The organism is Viridibacillus sp. d25.2, from assembly GCF_055456015.2.
Genome location: NZ_CM196652.1, coordinates 2,300,408 through 2,320,451 on the forward strand (window position 1 = coordinate 2,300,408; position 20,044 = coordinate 2,320,451).

At 35.4% G+C, this 20,044-nt stretch carries 19 protein-coding genes and 1 pseudogene; 16 read left to right on the plus strand and 4 right to left on the minus strand.

Annotated features, from left to right (window positions below; all coding sequences use genetic code 11):
* Nucleotides 1-65: 65 nt before the first annotated feature.
* A complete protein-coding gene (locus ACZLO7_RS11610; RefSeq protein ID WP_464939303.1) occupies nucleotides 66-605 on the plus strand; it encodes a GNAT family N-acetyltransferase in 540 nt (179 codons plus the stop codon).
* 391 nt (nucleotides 606-996) lie between these two features.
* On the plus strand, nucleotides 997-1,272 hold the full coding sequence (locus ACZLO7_RS11615; protein WP_464939304.1) for a DUF4190 domain-containing protein: 276 nt from the start codon (nucleotides 997-999) through the stop codon (nucleotides 1,270-1,272).
* A gap of 121 nt (nucleotides 1,273-1,393) precedes the next feature.
* Here the strand turns inward: ACZLO7_RS11615 and ACZLO7_RS11620 are convergent, their stop codons facing one another.
* The 3 genes and pseudogenes from ACZLO7_RS11620 to ACZLO7_RS11630 all read right to left on the minus strand — a co-directional run bounded on the left by ACZLO7_RS11620 (nucleotide 1,394) and on the right by ACZLO7_RS11630 (nucleotide 4,991).
* Nucleotides 1,394-2,107, minus strand: coding sequence for an alpha/beta hydrolase (locus tag ACZLO7_RS11620; protein WP_464939305.1), 714 nt, complete (start codon nucleotides 2,105-2,107; stop codon nucleotides 1,394-1,396).
* Between the two features lie 683 nt (nucleotides 2,108-2,790).
* A pseudogene (locus ACZLO7_RS11625) lies at nucleotides 2,791-3,589 on the minus strand (enoyl-CoA hydratase-related protein).
* A gap of 205 nt (nucleotides 3,590-3,794) precedes the next feature.
* Nucleotides 3,795-4,991, minus strand: coding sequence for a multidrug effflux MFS transporter (locus tag ACZLO7_RS11630; protein WP_464939306.1), 1,197 nt, complete (start codon nucleotides 4,989-4,991; stop codon nucleotides 3,795-3,797).
* A 191-nt stretch (nucleotides 4,992-5,182) separates the two neighbouring features.
* On the opposite strand from ACZLO7_RS11630, the gene ACZLO7_RS11635 reads away from it, so the two are divergent.
* From ACZLO7_RS11635 to ACZLO7_RS11690, 12 genes are all read left to right on the plus strand, one after another.
* Complete coding sequence (locus tag ACZLO7_RS11635) at nucleotides 5,183-6,526, plus strand: sodium-dependent transporter (RefSeq protein ID WP_464939307.1); 1,344 nt, start codon at nucleotides 5,183-5,185, stop codon at nucleotides 6,524-6,526.
* A gap of 241 nt (nucleotides 6,527-6,767) precedes the next feature.
* On the plus strand, nucleotides 6,768-7,334 hold the full coding sequence (locus ACZLO7_RS11640; protein ID WP_464939308.1) for a biotin transporter BioY: 567 nt from the start codon (nucleotides 6,768-6,770) through the stop codon (nucleotides 7,332-7,334).
* Nucleotides 7,335-7,469: 135 nt separating this feature from the next.
* On the plus strand, nucleotides 7,470-8,954 hold the full coding sequence (locus ACZLO7_RS11645; protein WP_464939309.1) for an AMP-binding protein: 1,485 nt from the start codon (nucleotides 7,470-7,472) through the stop codon (nucleotides 8,952-8,954).
* A complete protein-coding gene (locus tag ACZLO7_RS11650) occupies nucleotides 8,951-10,126 on the plus strand; it encodes a thiolase family protein (RefSeq protein WP_464939310.1) in 1,176 nt (391 codons plus the stop codon). Before ACZLO7_RS11645 ends, ACZLO7_RS11650 begins: the two co-directional genes overlap by 4 nt.
* The gene (locus ACZLO7_RS11655) at nucleotides 10,111-10,554 is read left to right on the plus strand and encodes an FAS1-like dehydratase domain-containing protein (RefSeq protein ID WP_464939311.1); all 444 of its coding nucleotides are present in this window, start codon (nucleotides 10,111-10,113) and stop codon (nucleotides 10,552-10,554) included. The genes ACZLO7_RS11650 and ACZLO7_RS11655 overlap by 16 nt, the downstream gene beginning before the upstream one ends.
* Nucleotides 10,555-10,953: a MaoC family dehydratase gene (locus ACZLO7_RS11660; protein WP_464939312.1), complete on the plus strand. Its 399-nt coding sequence runs from the start codon at nucleotides 10,555-10,557 to the stop codon at nucleotides 10,951-10,953. It abuts the gene before it with no gap.
* Nucleotides 10,954-10,957: 4 nt separating this feature from the next.
* Nucleotides 10,958-11,773: an SDR family NAD(P)-dependent oxidoreductase gene (locus ACZLO7_RS11665; RefSeq protein ID WP_464939313.1), complete on the plus strand. Its 816-nt coding sequence runs from the start codon at nucleotides 10,958-10,960 to the stop codon at nucleotides 11,771-11,773.
* 15 nt (nucleotides 11,774-11,788) lie between these two features.
* Nucleotides 11,789-12,601, plus strand: coding sequence for an energy-coupling factor transporter ATPase (locus ACZLO7_RS11670; RefSeq protein WP_464939314.1), 813 nt, complete (start codon nucleotides 11,789-11,791; stop codon nucleotides 12,599-12,601).
* A complete protein-coding gene (locus ACZLO7_RS11675) occupies nucleotides 12,586-13,464 on the plus strand; it encodes an ATP-binding cassette domain-containing protein (protein ID WP_464939315.1) in 879 nt (292 codons plus the stop codon). The genes ACZLO7_RS11670 and ACZLO7_RS11675 overlap by 16 nt, the downstream gene beginning before the upstream one ends.
* Entirely contained in the window at nucleotides 13,461-14,267 is an 807-nt protein-coding gene (locus tag ACZLO7_RS11680) for an energy-coupling factor transporter transmembrane component T family protein (protein WP_464939316.1), read from the plus strand. Before ACZLO7_RS11675 ends, ACZLO7_RS11680 begins: the two co-directional genes overlap by 4 nt.
* A gap of 3 nt (nucleotides 14,268-14,270) precedes the next feature.
* A complete protein-coding gene (locus tag ACZLO7_RS11685) occupies nucleotides 14,271-14,582 on the plus strand; it encodes a CHY zinc finger protein (protein WP_464939317.1) in 312 nt (103 codons plus the stop codon).
* 276 nt (nucleotides 14,583-14,858) lie between these two features.
* Nucleotides 14,859-15,287, plus strand: coding sequence for a YhfM domain-containing protein (locus tag ACZLO7_RS11690; RefSeq protein WP_464939318.1), 429 nt, complete (start codon nucleotides 14,859-14,861; stop codon nucleotides 15,285-15,287).
* Between the two features lie 114 nt (nucleotides 15,288-15,401).
* Here the strand turns inward: ACZLO7_RS11690 and ACZLO7_RS11695 are convergent, their stop codons facing one another.
* On the minus strand, nucleotides 15,402-15,488 hold the full coding sequence (locus ACZLO7_RS11695) for an IS3 family transposase (protein ID WP_464939362.1): 87 nt from the start codon (nucleotides 15,486-15,488) through the stop codon (nucleotides 15,402-15,404).
* A gap of 253 nt (nucleotides 15,489-15,741) precedes the next feature.
* On the opposite strand from ACZLO7_RS11695, the gene ACZLO7_RS11700 reads away from it, so the two are divergent.
* Entirely contained in the window at nucleotides 15,742-16,911 is a 1,170-nt protein-coding gene (locus ACZLO7_RS11700; protein WP_464939319.1) for an exonuclease SbcCD subunit D, read from the plus strand.
* Nucleotides 16,908-19,985, plus strand: a complete 3,078-nt coding sequence (locus ACZLO7_RS11705; protein WP_511261333.1) for an AAA family ATPase — start codon at nucleotides 16,908-16,910, stop codon at nucleotides 19,983-19,985. The genes ACZLO7_RS11700 and ACZLO7_RS11705 overlap by 4 nt, the downstream gene beginning before the upstream one ends.
* Nucleotides 19,986-20,044 lie beyond the last annotated feature (59 nt).

Genomic DNA, 20,044 nt, shown 5'->3' on the forward strand with positions numbered 1-20,044 from the left:
TATTTGGGAGGTGAATATGGAAGATCTTGATGCGTTTTGGAATAATATTCTACGAGGTGAGTACAATGGAATGGATTTTACAGTCTGATCGACTTAGATATAGAAAAATTACAAAAGCTGATTTTAATAATTTAAGTGTTTTTTTGCAGGATATTGAAGTTATGTACGCATGGGACCATGCATTTTCAGATGAAGAAGTGTATGAATGGATAGAAAAAAATTTAATTCGATATGATCAAGATGGCTTTAGTTATTTTGCAGCAATAGAAAAAGAGACTGGGAAGTTCATAGGTGTAATTGGACCGATGATAGATTCTATTGAGGGTGTTTCCTATATTGAGATTGCCTATATTCTTGATAAAGCATTTTGGGGCAAGGGTTATGCAGTAGAAGGTGCGGAGGCTAGTATGAATTATGCGTTTAATGAATTAAATGCAGAAAAAGTTATCGCACAAATTAGACCGGATAATTTGGCTTCGAGTAAAGTTGCTGAAAAAATCGGCATGGAACTTGAAGGGGAATATATGAAGTACTATCGTGGCAGAGACATTCTTCATTTAATTTACAGTAGATCACATTCTAAATTAACAACTAATAAAGTTTGATAAAAATCACCTCTTTAGTTTTTCTTAGAGGTGATTTTTAATTGGATCAGATTTGCATCGTTAGTTGAAGAAAGTATCACTAAGCCTAATTACTATTCTCTTTCATTAGATGAACAATGCATTGATTTATTCTCAAATACTATTTGAAGCAACCAACAGTAAGTCTTTTTATAATCTTTTGTTTTGCCTTAAACGGGAGCTTTAGTAGAAAATCGTTCAGGTGTTCAGATGGCTCTTTTTGCCTCTTACAACTATAGAAGCAGACAAATAGGGATGGACTTCGAAGTAGTTAATAATAAGTAACGGGCAGTTCGTGTGTTTTGTTTAGAATAGGATTATGATTTATGTATTAAGTTAAATAATAGTACATTTTCATTTATAGGGGGATAGAATGGGGGAAACAAATAGTAAATCTATTGCATCACTCACACTTGGGGTATTATCCATTTTCATACCTTTTGTTGTATTAATCCTTGGTATTATTGGAATTGTTTTATCATCTAAAAGTATGATAGAGATTGACTATTCAAATGAAAAAGGGAAAGGTTTGGCTATTTCAGGTAAGGTTTGTAGTATCGTAGGAATCTGTATTCAGATTCTTCTAGTTTTACTTATGGTTATATCAATTGCAACATTTTCACTATTAACAAATGAGGGGAATTATTAAGAAACTTTAATGGTTTATTTTTTGGGGGGCGATGTTTTAAAGCAATGTTGAAATTAAATAACTTTTAAGGAAAGCCATTTTGACTTCCCTTAATTCGCTTTTAAAGAAATTTATACATCAATCATTTTTTAACGTAAATATGTTTTTTCAGCCATTGTCTGAAATACTGCAACTGTTCTTCAGAATGGAAATAGTGTTCTCCATTCTCCATTACTTGCAAATTACAGTTAAAACATTTATTAAATTCAGATACAACGTCAAACTCACATAAGTTATCTTCTGAACCATAGAGAATTGAAGTTGGATTATTCCAAGCAACAATAGGATGTTCTTTCACATAACAGTAGTAATCCCAATAGAGAGTTTGTCCAATAGGTGTAGAAATTTCTTTCTCTATTTTTAGTCTACTCTCACTTACGTTAAACCATGTCATCATATTATTTATGATACGTTCCATATTTACCACAGGAGAGAGAAACAAACACTGCTTCAACGGCTCATGCCTATATTCTAATAGGCTAAAATATGCTCCCATGCTACAAGCAAAAATGCTTATATTATTTGATAACGATTTTGCATAGGTCATAATTGTATTAAGGTCCTGAACACAGTTTTGAACTTTGCAAAGATAAGTATCATCCTTACGGTCACCATGTTGAGGTAAATCAAAACTAAGCACTTGATAACCTACTGCTGTTGCTTCTTCTGCAAATACAATAATCGAGTCATCTGCCTTATTAGACATGTTACCATGTACCACCACAAATAACTTATCTGATTTGTCACCCCACAAAATTGCTGGAATGTTTTCTATTTTAAAATTGTTTTTTATCATTACAATTTATCCTCCATGAAATATAAATAAATCGTCATTCTAAATATTGTATATACCTAAATAAATATAAGCATGGGCTATATGGGCAGATTTTTCCCTTGGTAAATCTAAATTCCCTGATAGTTTTTGAATATCTGAAATCAAAGAATTGACACTTGCTATAATAATACCTCCAAATCTGACGCTGAGTTTCCGTCTAGGGTAGTTCACGCTAATAATTATTTGGTAATCCGTTGTCTATGGGTAAGTCAAACTGGCAAAGGATACGGAACTAAACTGATAATGCCTTCAAGATGCAAAAAGCCATTCTAGGCGAGGTGTAGTAGTAGTTATAAATCCTGAAACCTCTTAGACACCAAGTGAGGATATCTTTTTAAAGAATCATTTTAAATTGGTAGATACAGCGCATTTTAATGTTGAATTACTTGTTTATCAGTTTGCGATATAAATATGTGATTGAGAAGGATTGTACTTAAATTAAATAGCTGCGTTAGTTCCAGAAGGTTTAATAAAACTTTTTTTGTGAAAATCATAATAAATAACTAGCCATCGTTTTGATCAATCTTTGTTCAAAACGATGGCTTTTTGTTTTTAGATAAATATGCTTTAGAACATGGTTTTATCAACTTCTATTCTAAAGTAACAAGGTTTTTTTCTATGAAAAATGCCTCAATACGATGTTGTTATTGTATTTTACGTGCAAAAACGGGTGGACGTTTCTCAACAAATGCTCGAACGCCCTCAGGGAAATCAGTTGCGTCAACAAATGGTGTTGATCCTTTCCATAAAACCGGTGCTGAATCAATGCATTCTTGTACGGACTGTTTGACTGCAAGTAGTGAAGCAGGAGACATTGAACCAACTAATTTACCCATACGAATCGCATAACGATCTAAGTCTTTTTCGGCAACTAAGTAGTTCAGCATACCAACGCGAAATGCTTCTTCCGCTTTTAACATACGCCCTGTAAAAACTAAATCTTTCGTCATACTTGGCCCGATTAAGTTGACAAGGCGTTGTGCAAATTTGTTGTTTAGTGTGATGCCTAATTTGCCAACAGGTATGCCTAGTTTCGCTTTGCCGGAACCGATTCGAATATCACAGGCAAGGGCTAATTCGAGACCAGCACCCATTGCTGGTCCGTTGATTACAGCGATTGTTGGAATAGGTAAACGTTCGATTGTAGAAATTGTTTTTTTCCATATGAATAAATGCTTCCTCTGCTTTTTCAAGAGAAATCGAATTAAATTCTTTAATATCAGATCCAGCAGTGAATTGTTCACCATGTCCTCTTATAATAAGTACTTTGTTTTTTTGATTTTCCAATGTTTGCAGCGCAATTTTACGAAGTTGATCCCACATATTGGCTGTCAATGCGTTTTTTGCTTGTGGGCGGTGAATGGTAATAATCGCAATACCGGCTGTTTCTTGATAAACGATTTTTGCATCCTCTGCCTCAAGTCGTGTAGTAATAACCTTCATTTGTATCCCCCTAAAACAATGCTTCCTTCTATTATAGTACAGATCAAAGCTGTTATAGTCAAAAAACTATAGTTACATGAAAATATGATTTAAATGTGAAAATCATAACGAATTATAGTGAAAACTTTGGTGTATTGTAAAAACATATGATATTCATATAATAAAAATCGTCTTATTTGCAACTAATCAAATAAGACGACCACGATTACTTTTTCGGTATTGATAAAAAGGCAATGATTGAAAATAGTGTGCTAGATAATATGATGATGCCCATTGGCCAAGCATTCATTTCACCAGCGATTCCAACTAATGGGGAAACAATGGCACCACCGATAAATGGTAATAAACCAAGTAAAGCAGAGGCACTACCGGCATTATTACCTTGCTTTTGCATACTAAGTGAGAAGGCGGTTGTTGAAACAATCCCTACTGTCGATACGATGATAAATAATGCAATAAGAATAAATATTAGGGGTAATTTAAATGCAATGACAGTTATTAATAGTAGACTTCCTGTAAAAGCAATTAAGATTCCAGAAAGAAGCAATTTAATTTCAGCTACTGTTTCTGACAATTTACCTGTCATTTGAGAAGCGAAGATAATACCTATACCGTTCAATCCGAAAAACAGTGAAAAAGCTTGTGGTGAAACACCGTAAATCTTTTGCAAAACAAAGGGAGATCCTGCTATGTATGCAAACATGGCTGTCAAAATAAATGCTTGTGTAAGTGCTAAACCGATAAATGATCGATCTTTTACTAAACCTCCGAAAGTTTTGACGGTCGCAAAAACACCACCTGTTGCTCTACGTTCTACTGGTAATGTTTCCGGTAAGATAAAAATCACGCTTATTAACATTAATACACCGATGACTGCTAATACGATGAAGACGATTGGCCACGGAGCAAATTTCAACACCATGCCACCAAAGATAGGGGCTAGAATTGGTGCAGCACCATTAACTAGAGAAAGTAAAGCAACGAACTTTGTTAAATCTTTCCCTTCATACATATCTCGTGCTGAAGCTCTAGCGATAACAATGCCAGCCGCTCCTGAGAAACCTTGTACAAAGCGTAAACCAATTAGCATCCAAATACTACTGCTAAAGGCACAAAGTAAAGAGGCAACAGAATAAATGATTAATGTAGACAGTAATGGTTTTCTACGTCCCTTAATATCACTTAATGGTCCGAAAATCAGTTGGCCAAAAGCGAGTCCTAATAAACAAGCAGTTAAACTTAATTGTGCAAATGAAGTTGTTGTACCTAAATCAGTTGCAACTGTTGGTAAAGAGGGCAAATACATGTCCATTGAAAGTGGACCAAATGCTGTTAAAGATCCTAAAATGAGAACAATCCACGTTTTTGAAATTGCGCCCTCATTTTGTGTTGTTTTATTCATACTACATCTCCTTCTAAAATACTACGCAAATACTAGTCTACATGAGAAGTATGAAAAGTGTCTAACTTGTATTAAAAAAGAATAACCTTTCTTACAAATAAAGTATTTTCGTGATAGAATAATAATTGATTATTTACGTCTCATCAATCGTTAGAGTTGTTGAGCTGAGCAGAGTAGAGGAGGAACACCTTTTGAATTCAAGTAAAGGACAGTGGTCGACGAAGTTAGGCTTCATATTATCGTCGGCTGGAGCAGCGATTGGGCTAGGTGCCATTTGGAAAATGCCGTACGTAACGGGGCAAAGTGGAGGGGGAGCCTTCTTTTTATTATTTGTCATTTTTACGCTATTGATCGGTTTACCGATGTTAATTTCAGAATTCATCATTGGTCGCGGATCTGGTGCAGAAGCGATCTCAGCATATAAAAAACTAGCACCAAAAAGTACGTGGGTTTGGATTGGTCGACTTGGCGTAGCAGGATGCTTTTTATTACTTTCTTTTTACAGTGTAGTAGGGGGCTGGATATTAATATATAGTGGTAAGTCAGTTGTTGGAAATGTCATTCAAAGTGGAACCACGCCTGACAAGTTGTTTGGCATGATTACAGGGACACCTTGGATTACATTAGTTGGACTAGCACTTTTCACATTGATTAATGTTCTTATTATTTCCTTAGGGGTACAAAATGGTATTGAAAAAGCAAATAAATATATGATGCCTTTACTATTTGTATTCTTCTTCATACTTGTCATTCGTGCATTATCACTTGACGGAGCGATGGAAGGGGTAAAATTCTTTTTAGCGCCTGATTTTTCAAAAATTACTGGCAAGGCCGTATTATATGCGCTGGGACAGTCGTTCTTCGCATTAGCTGTTGGTTTTTCGTGTATGGTGACGTATAGTTCGTATTTGAAAAAAGATGAGAGTTTACCTAATTCAGCAGGGTCCGTTGTACTAATGAATATTTTCGTGTCATTACTTGCAGGGCTTGCTATTTTTCCAGTAGTTTTTGCATTTGGTTATGAACCTGCTGAAGGACCTGGTCTATTATTTATGGTATTGCCTTCGGTATTTAGCCAAATGCCTTTTGGTGAACTATTTTTAGCTATTTTCTTATTACTATTCTTATTCGCTACACTTACTTCGTCATTTAGTTTATATGAAATTATTGTAGCAGCTTTAGTAGAAAAATGGCAGAATGCAAGAAGAAATATTGCATTTGCTTTAGGGGTGGTCGTGTTTATAGCGTCTATTCCAGCTGCTTTATCATCTAGCAGTTTGATTGATTTTACGATATTTGGTAAGAGTATTTTCGATGCAACAGATTATTTAGTAAGTAATATTATGCTTCCTTTAGGAAACTTACTAATCGCCATATTCATCATGCATAAAGTAAAGAAATCGTTTGTGAAAGATGAATTTATGCAAGGTGGAAAGTTATCGCCTATGTATTTTAAAACGTGGAAAATCTTAATGACATTTGTAGTGCCAATCGTTATTACCATTGTTTTTATCTATTCTATAACACAATATTAAGCGTACCCAAAAAACCTAGGCCATTGAAATTTGGCTTAGGTTTTTTATATAAAGAAATTGAGTAAACCTAATATTTAAAATAGGTTTACAAAGAGGGGCGGAAGTTATATTATCATAGTTGTGTACAATAATCACTTTTATTTACCTTGTTTTACACAATTCTTTATAGCGCTCTGAATTTATTTACATTGTCGGTAGTGTGAGTAAAGTACATAATTTTAAAATAATGGAGATGAGAGAAATGAATACAAAAGAAATGGTATTGGCAGCACTTTTTGCAGCAATAATTGCGGTCCTTGGACTTATTCCTCCGATTACATTGTCATTTATTCCTGTACCTATTACTGCACAAACATTAGGAGTTATGCTAGCAGGGTGCTTTTTAGGAAGAAAAGTTGGAAGCATAAGCATAATTGTCTTTATAGTAATAGTTGCATTAGGCGCACCTCTTTTATCAGGTGGTCGTGGGGGTATTCCAGTCTTTATGAGTCCTACAGTTGGCTATTTAATGAGTTGGCCAATCGCCGTTTTTACGATCGGCTCTTTAACAGAAAAATTCTGGAAGAATATGAAGATGTGGAAGCTGATTATAGTGAACTTTGTAGGTGGGGTATTACTTATTAATCTAATCGGAGCGCCAATTATGGCAATTATTACAGGCACATCTATTTGGGCAGGTATCACAGGAGCCGCTATGTTTTTGCCAGGTGATATGATTAAAGCGGTTATAGCTGCAATAGTTGCTATACAGCTTAAATCAATCAGTCCGATTAAAGCAAAAGTTTTGGAGCACGGAAATACGATATAGTAAAATGGAGAAATAGTATTGGGAGATATATTTATCAATATAACCAGTTCTAAAGCTATTATTTATTCGTGGAGGAGTGTACTATTCTCCTCCTATTTTCCAAAAAATTAGAAGTGTTAAAGGCGTGATAATTCTATGGATATTGTTGATCAAATAAGAAACTATGCACAAATAACTCCAGATAAAATAGCTATTCAATCTCTTGAGACGTCTATTACATATAAAGAGCTTATAGTATGTATCCATAAGGTTGCGAATGGACTTTCAAATTTAAACATAGAAAACTCTAGCAAAGTGGCTATTTACATGCGAAACAAAGTAGAATTCTTAGAGGTTTTTTTAGGAGCAATTGCTGCTGGCTGCATACCTGTTCCAATGGATCCAAAATGGAGTGACAAGGAGATTAGTTATGTCTTAAGCATTTGCAAACCGGCTGTCCTTTTTATAGACGAAGAATTTAAGGGGATTAAACTAAATAATAATTGTTCTGTTTTTGTTATTGGAGATAATTATTCTGAATGGAAGCAGCAATCTCCGCAAAGTATGCCTATTATTCATCATCAATCATCGACACTATTTATAGGATTTACATCAGGCACAACAGGAAATCCAAAAGGTTTCATGCGGTCACATCACTCCTGGATTGAAAGCTTTCATGCAACTAACGATGCATTCCAAATGCTTCAAACAGACCAGGTAATTGCACCAGGTCCGCTCGTACATTCTATGGCACTTTTTGCTGCGATTAACACGTTATTTATAGGGGCTACCTTTAATTTAATTGATAAATTTTCTCCTGAGAAAGTAGTACAGGTATTACAAAAAGTTGACAATGCCATGCTCTATGTCGTTCCAACAATGATAGAAGGAATACTGTCCTATATCAAAAAGAATAATTTTGATTTTTTTGCACCTAAATCGATAATTTCTTCTGGGGCAAAATGGTCGGTGGAATCGAAAATAGAAACAAAGGAAGTATTCAAAAATAGCTCTATTTTTGAATTTTATGGATCATCAGAAGCAAGTTATATTGCATTTTTAACTGAAACTGAACAAATGACTAAACCTCAATCTGTAGGGAAACCATTTTCAAAAGTGAAAATTTCAATTCGCTGTGATGACGGTTCTGAAGTAGAAAATGGGGGGATTGGTCAATTATTTGTATCAAGTGAAATGATATTTGAAGGCTATTTTGATAACAAAATAGAAACGGATAAAGTATTGCAAAACGGCTGGTTAGCACTAGGAGATTATGCCTCAATGGATGAGGAAGGTTATTTATACATTGTAGGTCGAACAAAAAATAGGATGATTACTGGTGGATTAAATGTCTTTCCAGAAGAAATTGAAACCATTCTTCAATCCTTAGATGAAGTTGCTGAAGTAATGGTATTTGGTGAACCGGATACCTATTGGGGAGAAAAAATTGTTGCAATTATACAGTGGGTGGCAGGTAAAGAGATGACTGTTTTACAAGTTAAAGATTATTGTCGGAAACATTTAGCAACATACAAAATACCTCAAAGTATTATGTCAGTGGAACAATTTACTTTTACAAGTAGTGGGAAAATTGCGAGAGATAAGATGAAAAAGCGAATAATGGAGGAAGTTGAACGATGAGTGATGCTTTTATCGTACTTGCTAAACGTAGTCCAATTGGCAAACTTGGAGGTATTTTAAAAGATATCGAACCAGAGGATTTATTAGCGCAAGTTATTCAACAGATAGTCAGTGAAGTTAATTTGCCAATACAGTCCATTGATGATGTAATAATGGGAAATACAGTTGGACCGGGTGGGAATATTGCTAGACTGGCTTTACTAACAGCGGGGCTCCCAGTTGAAATTCCTGGTGTGACAGTGGACCGTCAATGTGGATCAGGATTAGAAGCAATAAATATGGCTGCACGTCTTATCCAAAGTGGTGCTGGGCATATCTATTTGGCAGGGGGTGTTGAAAGTGTCAGTAGAGCGCCTTGGCGTATGAAGAAACCTTCATCACTCTTTAATAATAGTGCTCCAGAAATGTATATGCGTTCAAAATTTTCACCTGATACAATCGGTGATCCTGATATGGGTATCGCTGCAGAAAATGTAGCGGAGAAATATAAAATTTCACGTGAAGAACAGGACGTTTATGCATATGCAAGTCATCAAAAGGCAATTGCGACTGATTTTTCAACCGAAATTGTGCCGATAACATACAATTCAGGAAAAGAAATAATCACAGTCTTTGAAGATGAATGTCCACGAAAGACAACAAATTTAGAGAAACTTTCTGAGTTGAAACCGATTTTCAAAGAAGACGGGGTTGTTACCGCAGGAAATGCATGTCCGATAAATGATGGTGTAGCTGTTGTGTTAGTTATGTCAGGTGAAAAATGCACTGAACTTGGCATAAAGCCTATTATGAAATTTGTAGATGCAGTAGCAGTCGGTGTGGACCCTAACTTTTTAGGTATCGGCCCAGTTCCAGCTGTTGAGAAATTATTAGATAGAAATGAATTACAAATTAATGATATTGAACGAGTGGAATTTAATGAAGCATTTGCATCACAAGTACTCGCCTCACTAAAATGTTTAGATATTCCACAATCTAAAGTAAACGTAGGGGGAGGGGCCATTGCATTAGGTCATCCGTATGGTGCTTCCGGAGCAATTCTAGTTACTCGTTTATGTACGCAAATGCAGCATCAGCCATTTGAAAAAGCAATTGCTACTTTAGGTATAGGTGGAGGATTGGGACTTGCTACACTTTTTGAAGGAGTTAGTTCATCATGCATTTTGAATTAGGGATGGAAACAGATTTTTTTTATGTAAAAGTTGAGTCTCAAGATATACAAGATTTTGCGGAAAGTATAAAAAGTAAGAATCTACGTCATTTCCAGAGGGAAGCTGCCAACAAAGCAGGATTTTCAAATCTTGTTGCTCCTCCTACATTCCCTATCTTATTTTGGCGATATACGAAGCTTGATTGGTTAGAGGATTTAGAAGTGCCATTAATTCACGGAGAACAAAAGTTCACATATATAAAGCCTATAATTGCAGGAGATACATATAAATGCAAAATTGTATTGAAAGATATTAAGAAAAAACAAGGTTCTACAGGTGTGCTTTGGATTTTACAACATGTACTAGAAGGCTATCAAGATGAGTTACTATCTTTCACATCAGAAACAAATTTAATATTACGTAGACTTGATGAAAATGAGGTGAAGTAATTGATTTCATTCACTATAGGTGATTTCGTGTGTACGAATGAGAACGTGATTATTGGAGCACAAGATGTAGAAAGATATGCCGAGATTTCAAAAGACTATAACCCTATTCATTTAGATTTTCATAGTGCTGTAGAAGCTGGATTTGAACGTGAAATTGTACATGGCATGTTAGTTATGGGGATCGCGGAGAGCAGACTGGCAGAGATATTTCCAACAAGTGTTGTTAATTACTATGATACAAAATTTGTTCAGCCCGTATTAGTCGGTGAAGTACTAACATTCTCATATGTAGTAGTTGATAACGAAGTAGATACGGTGACTATTGAAATAAAGGCTATGAAACATAATAATCAGATAGCTGTAATGGGTGTTATTCAATTAACTAATACAGGTAGGTGAGAGAGTGCTGACAGAAAAAGTAGCATTAATAACGGGTTCTACGAGAGGTATTGGTAAAAGTATCGCATTGCAGATGGCAAAAGAAGGTGCTTTAGTTGCTATAAATGGTACAAATGCTATCCAAGTACAAACTGTTGTAGATGAGATTCATTTAGATGGAGGACAAGCTATTGGTATTTGTGAAAGTGTTGCTACTATAGCAGGTGCTGAAAAAATAGTTCACAAGGTCTTAGCACATTTTGGTAAGATAGATATCCTCGTTAATAATGCAGGTATTACAAGAGATCAATTACTTGTGAAAATGTCAGATCAGTCATGGCAAGAAGTGATAGATGTACATTTGACAGGAACTTTTGCTTGTACAAGAGTAGTAGCAGAGCATATGAAGGCTCGTAACGAAGGTGGTTGCATTATTAATATGACGTCAACTGCAGGTTTAGTAGGAACAGTTGGTCAAGTTAATTATAGTGCTGCGAAAGCGGGAATATTAGGGCTTACATGGACTTTGGCAGAAGAACTAAAGCGTTATGGTATTCGCGTCAATGCAATAGCACCTGCTGCTTTAACCGATATGACAAAACCAGTCATTGAACGTATTCAAGCAAAATGTAAGGTAGAAGGTAAAGCTTTCCCTGATTATTGGAAAATTGGCTCACCAGATGATGTAGCAAAAGTTGTCGTTTTATTGGCTAATAGTAGTACAATATCCGGCCAAGTTTTATCGGTAAATGGCTCTAAAATGGGCATTTGGGAAAAACCTTCACATACAGAGCTTACGTTGGAAGAGATGCAAGGTTTATTTAGTAGAGAATATAGATAAAAGAAGGTGCAGAATTTGCTTACTTTTGACAACGTATCGTTTACATACGGACAGCATACGGTATTGAAAAATATATCGCTACAAATAAATGAAGGTGAATATGTAACGATTGTTGGCCCAAATGGTTCAGGAAAATCGACGATGTCAAAATTGATGAACGGACTTATACAGCCACAACTTGGACATGTTTTTGTAGATAAGCTAGACACTCAAAACCCTAAAAACTTAAAGAGAATTCGCCAACTAATTGGTTTGGTTTTCCAAAATCCAGAAGATCAATTTATAACGACGACCGTTTTTGATGAAGTCATTTTCGGTTTAGAAAATATTTCAGTTGAGCCCAATAAAATGCAATCCATTGTAGAAGAAGCATTATTAAAGGTTAATATGCTTTCTTTTAAAGATTATGAGCCGCATAGACTCTCAGGAGGGCAGAAACAACGTGTTACAATTGCTGCAATTTTAGCGATGAAGCCAAAATATATCGTATTTGATGAATCAACCGCAATGTTAGATCCTATGGGTAGAAGGGATATCACCAATTTGATGCAGCAGCTACATAACGAAGGTTTCACTATTATTCATATAACTCACCATATGGAAGAAGCGCTTAAAGCAACTAGAGTAGTTGTTTTAAATGAGGGTGTTATAGTCGCCGAAGGAGCGCCCACAGCTATTTTTCATAACAATAGTGTAATAGAAAGTAATGAATTGGATTTGCCACTTGCTTTGAAACTAAAAGAACGTTTAAGTACTTCGAATATCGAAGTTCCAAATCAGTTAATGACTTTAGAAGAGGTAGTTGATTATTTATGGACATCAGATTAGAAAGTGCCTCTTACCAGTATCCAAGTTTGTCAAATGATAGCAAGGAGAGCTTGCAAAACATAACTATGACGATTGAAACAGGAAAATGGGTGTCCGTAATAGGGCATACAGGTTCTGGAAAATCTACTGTAATAAAACTACTAAAAGGATTAATAGCACCGACTTCTGGACAATTATTAATCAATGGGAATGTCAATGAACTTTCTAGAAAGGGTAATGCAAAAATTATTCTAGGCATTGGATTTGTATTTCAGTATCCTGAACATCAGTTATTTGAAACAACCGTCTTGAAAGACTTAGCTTTTGGTCCGAAAAATGAAGGTGTAAAAAAAGAGGAAATCCTTAAAAGAGCTAAAGATATCATTAACCAAGTTGGTTTATCTGAAGCGTATTTTGACAAAGCACCACTTGAATTGAGTGGTGGTGAAAAAAGACGCGTGGCGATTGCAACAGTACTAATGATGAATCCCGAAGTCCTTATTTTGGATGAGCCAACTGCCGGACTAGATCCACAAGGAAGTAAACTCATTTTACAATTAGTTCATGATTGGCAAAAAGCTGGAGGTGGACAGCGTACCGTCATCGTCGTAACACATCAAATGAATGAAGTTGCTGAGTATTCACAAGAAGTACTCGTAATGAACGAAGGAGAGATGATTTTTCAAAAGAATCCTATAGCATTATTTTTAGAGCATGGACATGAGCTACAGGCATTTGGTTTAGATGTTCCGGATACTGTGAAACTTTTACAATTAATAGAAAAGCGTTATGAGAAACGAATTGAAGTTGAATCATTGCAAGAAGAAGTTGTTCTGCAAAAAGTTGTAGAATTTTTCACGGAGCAAGGGGATGAGATTGTATGATTGAAAAGGTGTTAATCGGACAGTTTGTTGAGACATCATCTATTTTCCATCGTTTAGATCCACGCTCAAAATTATTCAGTTTATTTTGTATCGTGATCGCATTCTTTTTAATCGATAATGCAGTAGGTTATATACTCGCGAGCTTCATTGTTGTTGGCTGTATTACGATATCAAAAATCCCATGGCATTTTTTCTTAAAAGGCTTAAAACCCATTTTATATATTCTAGTATTTACGATTGTTTATCATATTTTTTTTACAAAGGGTGAGAACTTGCTATTTCACTACGGCATTTTTTCTATATCAATAGAAGGAATTGTTGCTGGAGGCCGGATAGTGATGCGTGTGATTTTACTTGTATTAATCACCTCATTACTTACCTTATCAACAAAGCCACTGGATTTAGCATATGGGTTTGAAGTACTTTGTAAACCATTGAAGCGTCTGCACTTCCCAGTCGAGCAATTTTCTTTAATGATAGCCATTACATTACGTTTTATACCGACAATTGTAATGGAACTAGAAAAAATTACAGAAGCGCAAAAAGCAAGAGGCGTCAATTTTGAAGACAAATCATTTTTTAAAAAGATATTTAGCTATATACCCATTATCGTCCCGCTATTATTTACCTCCATTCAAAGAGCAGAGAATTTAGCAAATGCCATAGATGCTAGAGCTTATGGTGATGGAAGTGGTCGTACACGATATAAGGTATTGCGTTTTGAGAACCGAGACTATTTAGCAATTTGTGTAGGTCTTTTATTAATTGGCATTTTTTTATTACTAAGAATGGTGGGAGGTTAGAAAGTGAACGTTTATGGATTAGTAGTTGATGATCAAACGCGCTGTCTGCATTACCATACGGAAAAGGATATTGTCGCTTTGAAATTTAAATGCTGTAATAAGTACTATCCGTGTTTTGAATGTCATGCTGCCTGTGAACTTCATGAGCCAGAAGTTTGGTCTAAGAATGAAGGGGATGAACTAGCAGTTCTTTGCGGTATTTGCAACAAAGAGCATACGATTGAGGAGTATATTGGTACGAATCAATGTTTACAATGTGGCTCAACGTTTAACGAGCGGTGTGAAGGTCATTATCATTTATATTTTGATATTTAGAAGTTATATCAAAATCATTTTCGATGAAGAACAAAAGGTGTATCCCTTGGTCGATAACCGACATAAGAGATCGCTTTTTTTTGTTTCTGTTGAAGTATTTGAACTATTAAATATTAGTTATTTAAAATTTGTTTTGTAAATACCTCGCTGGTCTAATTGGTTTTTAAGGAGATACTATTTGTATTAGATTTTGTTGTTTCAATAATGACGAATTGGGAATTTATGTTACAATCGTGAAGTAATGTACTTGAAATGATAAATAAAAGGGGAGTTCATATGAAATTTACAAAAACTTTATTTTTTTCATTGGCAATGATTTTATTTGTTATTACAGGGTGTTCTAATGGAAAAGTAGACGAAGGAGAAAAGATAGAAGTTGATAAGCGTGTTGGTAATGAAAATAAATATGAAGAATTTAAAGAAGTTACTGATAATAAGCAAGTTCAAAAGGTGAAAGATATATTAGATAAGGTTGATTGGATAAACGCCAAAGTAGATATGGAACACCCTGCTGACTACAATTTTGTGTTTCAATTTAAAAGTGATAAAATGTCAGCAAAAGCAGTGTTATATGAAATTTGGATAAGTACAAATAAAGATAAATTAGAGGTTGTGAGAGGTGAGAATCAGTATGTGCAACTAAACGTGGAGGATTCTATTGATTTATTTGAACTATTAACGGGTGGAAAGCTTTCTGATTTGTGATTGGATAATACGGATACGCTATTTTAATCAAACTTTATTCTAAATTTGCAAAAAGAGAGTGAGGAGTGTTATCTATTCTAAGGTGACCCCTAAAAGTTAGAAACGGTTATCTCATTAGGCAGTTAAGGTCTGAACTCGGTATTGAACCGGGCTCAGACCTTTTAGTTTTGCCTCAATTCGTTTGTGCTTAAATGTTTTCATGATTCGTTGTACTTTTTTATGATTTACTTACTTCCCACAATTCGCTAAGGATATATAATTAAATTATAAAAAAATTATTATTAGAATCCTCACTGGAATTGCTGTAGTTTTGCTTTAATAAAAAGGAACGTTTATTCTGTTTCGAGCTGCTATGATACAATAAATAGACAGTGTTTTCTGTGTGATATTTTACAATCACAACAATATCAATTGAATGTTAAAATAGATAATACGCTTAAAAGGAGGAATTTATATGAAGATATTTCATACAGCAGATTGGCATTTAGGTAAGCTTGTACAAGGGGTTTATATGACTGAGGATCAAGCTTTTATTTTACAACAATTTTTGGCGGATATTGATGATGAGAAGCCAGATGTCATAATTGTTGCCGGTGATTTATACGACAGAGCTGTACCTCCGACAGAAGCTGTTCGATTATTAGATGATATTTTCGAAGAGATTGTGTTAAAAAGACATATTCCACTCATTAGCATTGCAGGAAATCATGACAGCCCAGGTCGTTTACATTTCGGCAGTCAGTTAATGAAGGAAAGTGGTTTACATATAGTTGGGAATCTGGATGACAAGCTATCACCAGTTATTCTGAATGATGAGTTTGGAGAGGTACATTTTCACTTAATACCGTATGCAGATCCTTCACAAGTTCGATATGTATTTGGTGATGATTCAATTAAATCTCACCAATCTGCAATGAAACGTATAACCAATGAGCTGAAAGAGAATATGGATCTAGAGAAAAGACATGTTTTTGTAGGACATGCCTTTGTTACCTCCCACGGTCAAGAAGAGGAGAATACAAGTGAATCTGAGCGTCCTTTAGCCATCGGGGGTACAGAATGCATTGATGCAGCACTATTTGAGCCATTCCATTACACAGCACTTGGACATTTACACCAAGCTCATTTTGTATTAAATGAAACAATTCGGTATGCAGGTTCACCATTGAAATATTCAATTTCTGAGGAGAATCATAAAAAGGGTTACTTAATCGTGGACTTAGCAAAAGATGGACAAATAACAGTCGAGAAGAAATTATTGCAACCGCGTAGAGATATGCGAACTGTAGAAGATACGATTGATAATTTACTTAAGTCAGAGGTTAGTGAAGATTATATTTACGTCAAATTACTTGATGACACACCAATCATTTCGCCGATGGAGAAAATACGTACTGTCTTTCCGAATGCCATGCATGTGGAACGTAAAATGATTCATCAAAAGATCGATGGCACAGAGCAATTAACAACATCTCGTCAAAAGATGGATGACTTGACTCTTTTTGAGGCTTTCTATAAGGAGATAGTAGGTTTGGAAGTAGAAGACGAAACAAAACAGCTATTCCAAGAAGTGTTACAAGAAGGATTAGCGAAAGAACGAGAAGTAGGGAGTGATGTGAAATGAAGCCAATTCAACTGAAAATGACCGCCTTTGGTCCTTATAAAAAGACGGAAATAATCGACTTTCGTGAATTAGGCGAGCATCGCTTATTTGTTATTTCGGGTGCAACTGGGGCAGGTAAAACAACTATTTTTGATGGTATTAGTTTTGCTTTGTACGGTAGCGCAAGTGGTGAAGATCGTGCGGATATTAAAGAAATTCGCAGTGACTTTGCGGACGATGATACTCATACATCTGCTGAACTCATTTTTGAAATCCATAATCGTCAATACCGTGTACTTCGTCAATTGGCTCATCGTAAAAATGGTAATAAAACAGCGACTGGTGAATCATTTGAACTTGTCGAGATCCTTCCTACAGGAGAAAAACCGGTCGTTGAATCACAAAAAGTTGGAGAAATTAATAAAAAAATTGAAGACATTGTTGGTCTAACAAAAGATCAATTTAAACAAATTGTCATGCTGCCTCAAGGTGAGTTTCGTAAATTACTAACTTCTGAAACAGAAAACAAAGAGGCGATTTTACGAAAAATTTTCAAAACCGAACCTTATCGTCATATTACAGATCGGCTTAAAGTGAAAAAGGAAGAAGCAGACAAAGAGTTACAACAGGCGATAGCAGTCCGTAAATTGCATACTAGTAAAATTGCAAGTACCCTTCCTAAAAGAGAGTCAGCACTTTTCGAGTTACTAGATACAAACCAGTTCAATATGTATCAACTTGTGGATGCATTAAAGGTAGAAGTCGACTTTTATAATCATCAAATTACAGAAGACGAAGCTAATTATAAAGCTGTCGGTAAACAACTTGAAGACAAGCAACGTCAACAATTTGAAGCCGTTACGTTAAATCAAAAAATAGAGGCATTTAAAGAGAAAGAACAAAAGCTACTCGTTCTAAAACAGCAAGAGCCTCTGTTCATTGAAAAAGAACGTGAGCTAGCTGCTGCTGAAAAGGCTAGTCACATTATGCCAATTGAGCAATATTACCGTGTGGCAAAGCAAAAGGTTTTACAAAAAGAAACAACATTTGAAGATGCCAAAAATTCAGAACAAAAAATGAAGCTTCAACTAGAAGAGTTAACTGCTCAATTTGTTGCCGAACAACAAAAAGACAATGAGCGTAATGACAGTTTAAAAAGGCTAATGCAATTGCAATCTTTAGAACCTATATTCAAAGATTTAGAACAACAAAATCAGATAAAAAATCAATTACAACAAGAAGTTCAACAATTGCATGCAGTATTTACTAATCAAAGTCAACAACATGAAGAGCGAATGCTCGCACTTCAAGCAATAGAAGAACAATCTGCCACATTAGAAGAAAAAATACAACCTCTGGATGAACGAATTGATCAATTAGCCCAATTGAAAGACCGAGCAGGGGTCTATCATCAATGGTCTATACAACAAAAAAAGGTACAGGACTTAAAAGAGCAAGCTACTACAAAAGAGAAAGTGTATATTGAAGCGCAACAAAAGGCGAAGGCTGAACAAGATAAATGGGTTGCTAGCCAAGCGAGTATTCTCGCAGCGCAGTTAGTAGATGGTACCCCATGTCCAGTATGCGGTAGCACAGAACATGTAGCTAAGCATGAAGAAAAAGTGGAAGTAGTTAACGAACAGCAATTAGAACAAATTCGTAAATATGCTTCAAACTTAGAGCAACAATTCTTTGTGACGAATGGACAACTTCAGGCTGAAATGGAGACATTTTATACACTAGAAACAAATCTTCAAGAACTCAGCGTTACAGTAGATGAAGGACCGTCTTTAACAAGTCAATATAAAGAGTTATTTGCTAATGTTCAACAGTTAAAGAAAGAAAAAGAGCTATGGAATCAGTTAAAAGTGAAAACTAAATCTCAAAAACAAGCAGTAGACGAGTATCATCTACAACTACAACAATTGGAAAAGACGTATCAAACTCAACTGCAAGCACTAAATAATGCAACTGCAATTTATGAGGAAAAACGAAAATCAATACCGCAAGATATTACATCGCTACATCATTTATATCAATTAACAAATGAAGCGACTCAGCAAAGAGCTCAATTAGAGGAAAGCTGGGCACTCGCGCAAAAGCGTATGCAACAAGCAAATGAACAAAATACAACAGCACAAGCGAATTTACAACATGCGAAAACGGATTTAACAGAATCCTACAAGTTGCTTGAACAAGCACAAGAAGATTTTAAACAAGCTGTTGAAAATGCTGGATTTGAAAAAGGGAAAGACTATTTAGCAGCAAGAAGAGATGAGTCACAGTGTCAAAAACTAAAAAATGACTGTCAGCACTATAAAAACACAATTCATTCATTATCTACACAAATTGATGAAGAAAAAGAACATGTAACGGGCAAAGAATTAGTTAATCTTACTATATTGTCAGAGGCCGTAAGTGAGATGAAACAAACTTATGAATCTGCTTATGAACAATGGAATAACTCTAAAAAGTGTAGTCAAATTGCACATCAGCTGATAACTGATTTAACGGAAATTAGCAAAAATATAACTGAACTCGAAGCCTCATGTGGTCGAATTATCGGTCTTTTTGATTTACTACGGGGTCAAAATTCTATAAAAGTCTCGTTTGAACGCTATGTCCAAATCGAATATTTGGAGCAGATTATTCATGCTGCAAACGAACGCTTAAAACCGTTATCGAATGGACAATTCAATTTGATTCGTAGTGATCGCCAGGAAGCTAGAGGTAAGCAAAGTGGATTAGGTTTAGATGTCTATGATGCCTATACAGGTCAAACCCGTGATGTAAAAACCCTATCAGGTGGGGAGAAGTTCAATGCTTCACTATGTTTAGCGCTTGGCATGTCAGACGTGATTCAAAGCTTCCAAGGGAATATCAGAATCGATACGATGTTTATAGACGAAGGATTCGGAACATTAGATGAAGAATCGTTGACTAAAGCAATCGATACATTAATTGATCTTCAGAAATCTGGTCGTATGATTGGTGTCATCTCACATGTGCCCGAACTAAAAGCAGCAATGCCTACGATCTTAGAAGTAACAAAATCAAGAGAGGGCCATAGTCATACTGCGTTTCACGTCAAGTAAGTGCCTTATTAAATATTTTTTTTAGACACAAAATAGAAAAGTATAAGCACTATTTAAAA

Excerpts from the sequence above, each read along its gene's own strand:
- ACZLO7_RS11610 (WP_464939303.1), top strand. The coding sequence starts at position 66 with ATGGAATGGATTTTACAGTCTGATCGACTTAGATATAGAAAAATTACA.
- ACZLO7_RS11615 (WP_464939304.1), top strand. The coding sequence starts at position 997 with ATGGGGGAAACAAATAGTAAATCTATTGCATCACTCACACTTGGGGTA.
- ACZLO7_RS11620 (WP_464939305.1), bottom strand. The coding sequence starts at position 2,107 with ATGATAAAAAACAATTTTAAAATAGAAAACATTCCAGCAATTTTGTGG.
- ACZLO7_RS11630 (WP_464939306.1), bottom strand. The coding sequence starts at position 4,991 with ATGAATAAAACAACACAAAATGAGGGCGCAATTTCAAAAACGTGGATT.
- ACZLO7_RS11640 (WP_464939308.1), top strand. The coding sequence starts at position 6,768 with ATGAATACAAAAGAAATGGTATTGGCAGCACTTTTTGCAGCAATAATT.
- ACZLO7_RS11645 (WP_464939309.1), top strand. The coding sequence starts at position 7,470 with ATGGATATTGTTGATCAAATAAGAAACTATGCACAAATAACTCCAGAT.
- ACZLO7_RS11650 (WP_464939310.1), top strand. The coding sequence starts at position 8,951 with ATGAGTGATGCTTTTATCGTACTTGCTAAACGTAGTCCAATTGGCAAA.
- ACZLO7_RS11655 (WP_464939311.1), top strand. The coding sequence starts at position 10,111 with ATGCATTTTGAATTAGGGATGGAAACAGATTTTTTTTATGTAAAAGTT.
- ACZLO7_RS11675 (WP_464939315.1), top strand. The coding sequence starts at position 12,586 with ATGGACATCAGATTAGAAAGTGCCTCTTACCAGTATCCAAGTTTGTCA.
- ACZLO7_RS11680 (WP_464939316.1), top strand. The coding sequence starts at position 13,461 with ATGATTGAAAAGGTGTTAATCGGACAGTTTGTTGAGACATCATCTATT.
- ACZLO7_RS11690 (WP_464939318.1), top strand. The coding sequence starts at position 14,859 with ATGAAATTTACAAAAACTTTATTTTTTTCATTGGCAATGATTTTATTT.
- ACZLO7_RS11695 (WP_464939362.1), bottom strand. The coding sequence starts at position 15,488 with ATGAAAACATTTAAGCACAAACGAATTGAGGCAAAACTAAAAGGTCTG.
- ACZLO7_RS11700 (WP_464939319.1), top strand. The coding sequence starts at position 15,742 with ATGAAGATATTTCATACAGCAGATTGGCATTTAGGTAAGCTTGTACAA.
- ACZLO7_RS11705 (WP_511261333.1), top strand. The coding sequence starts at position 16,908 with ATGAAGCCAATTCAACTGAAAATGACCGCCTTTGGTCCTTATAAAAAG.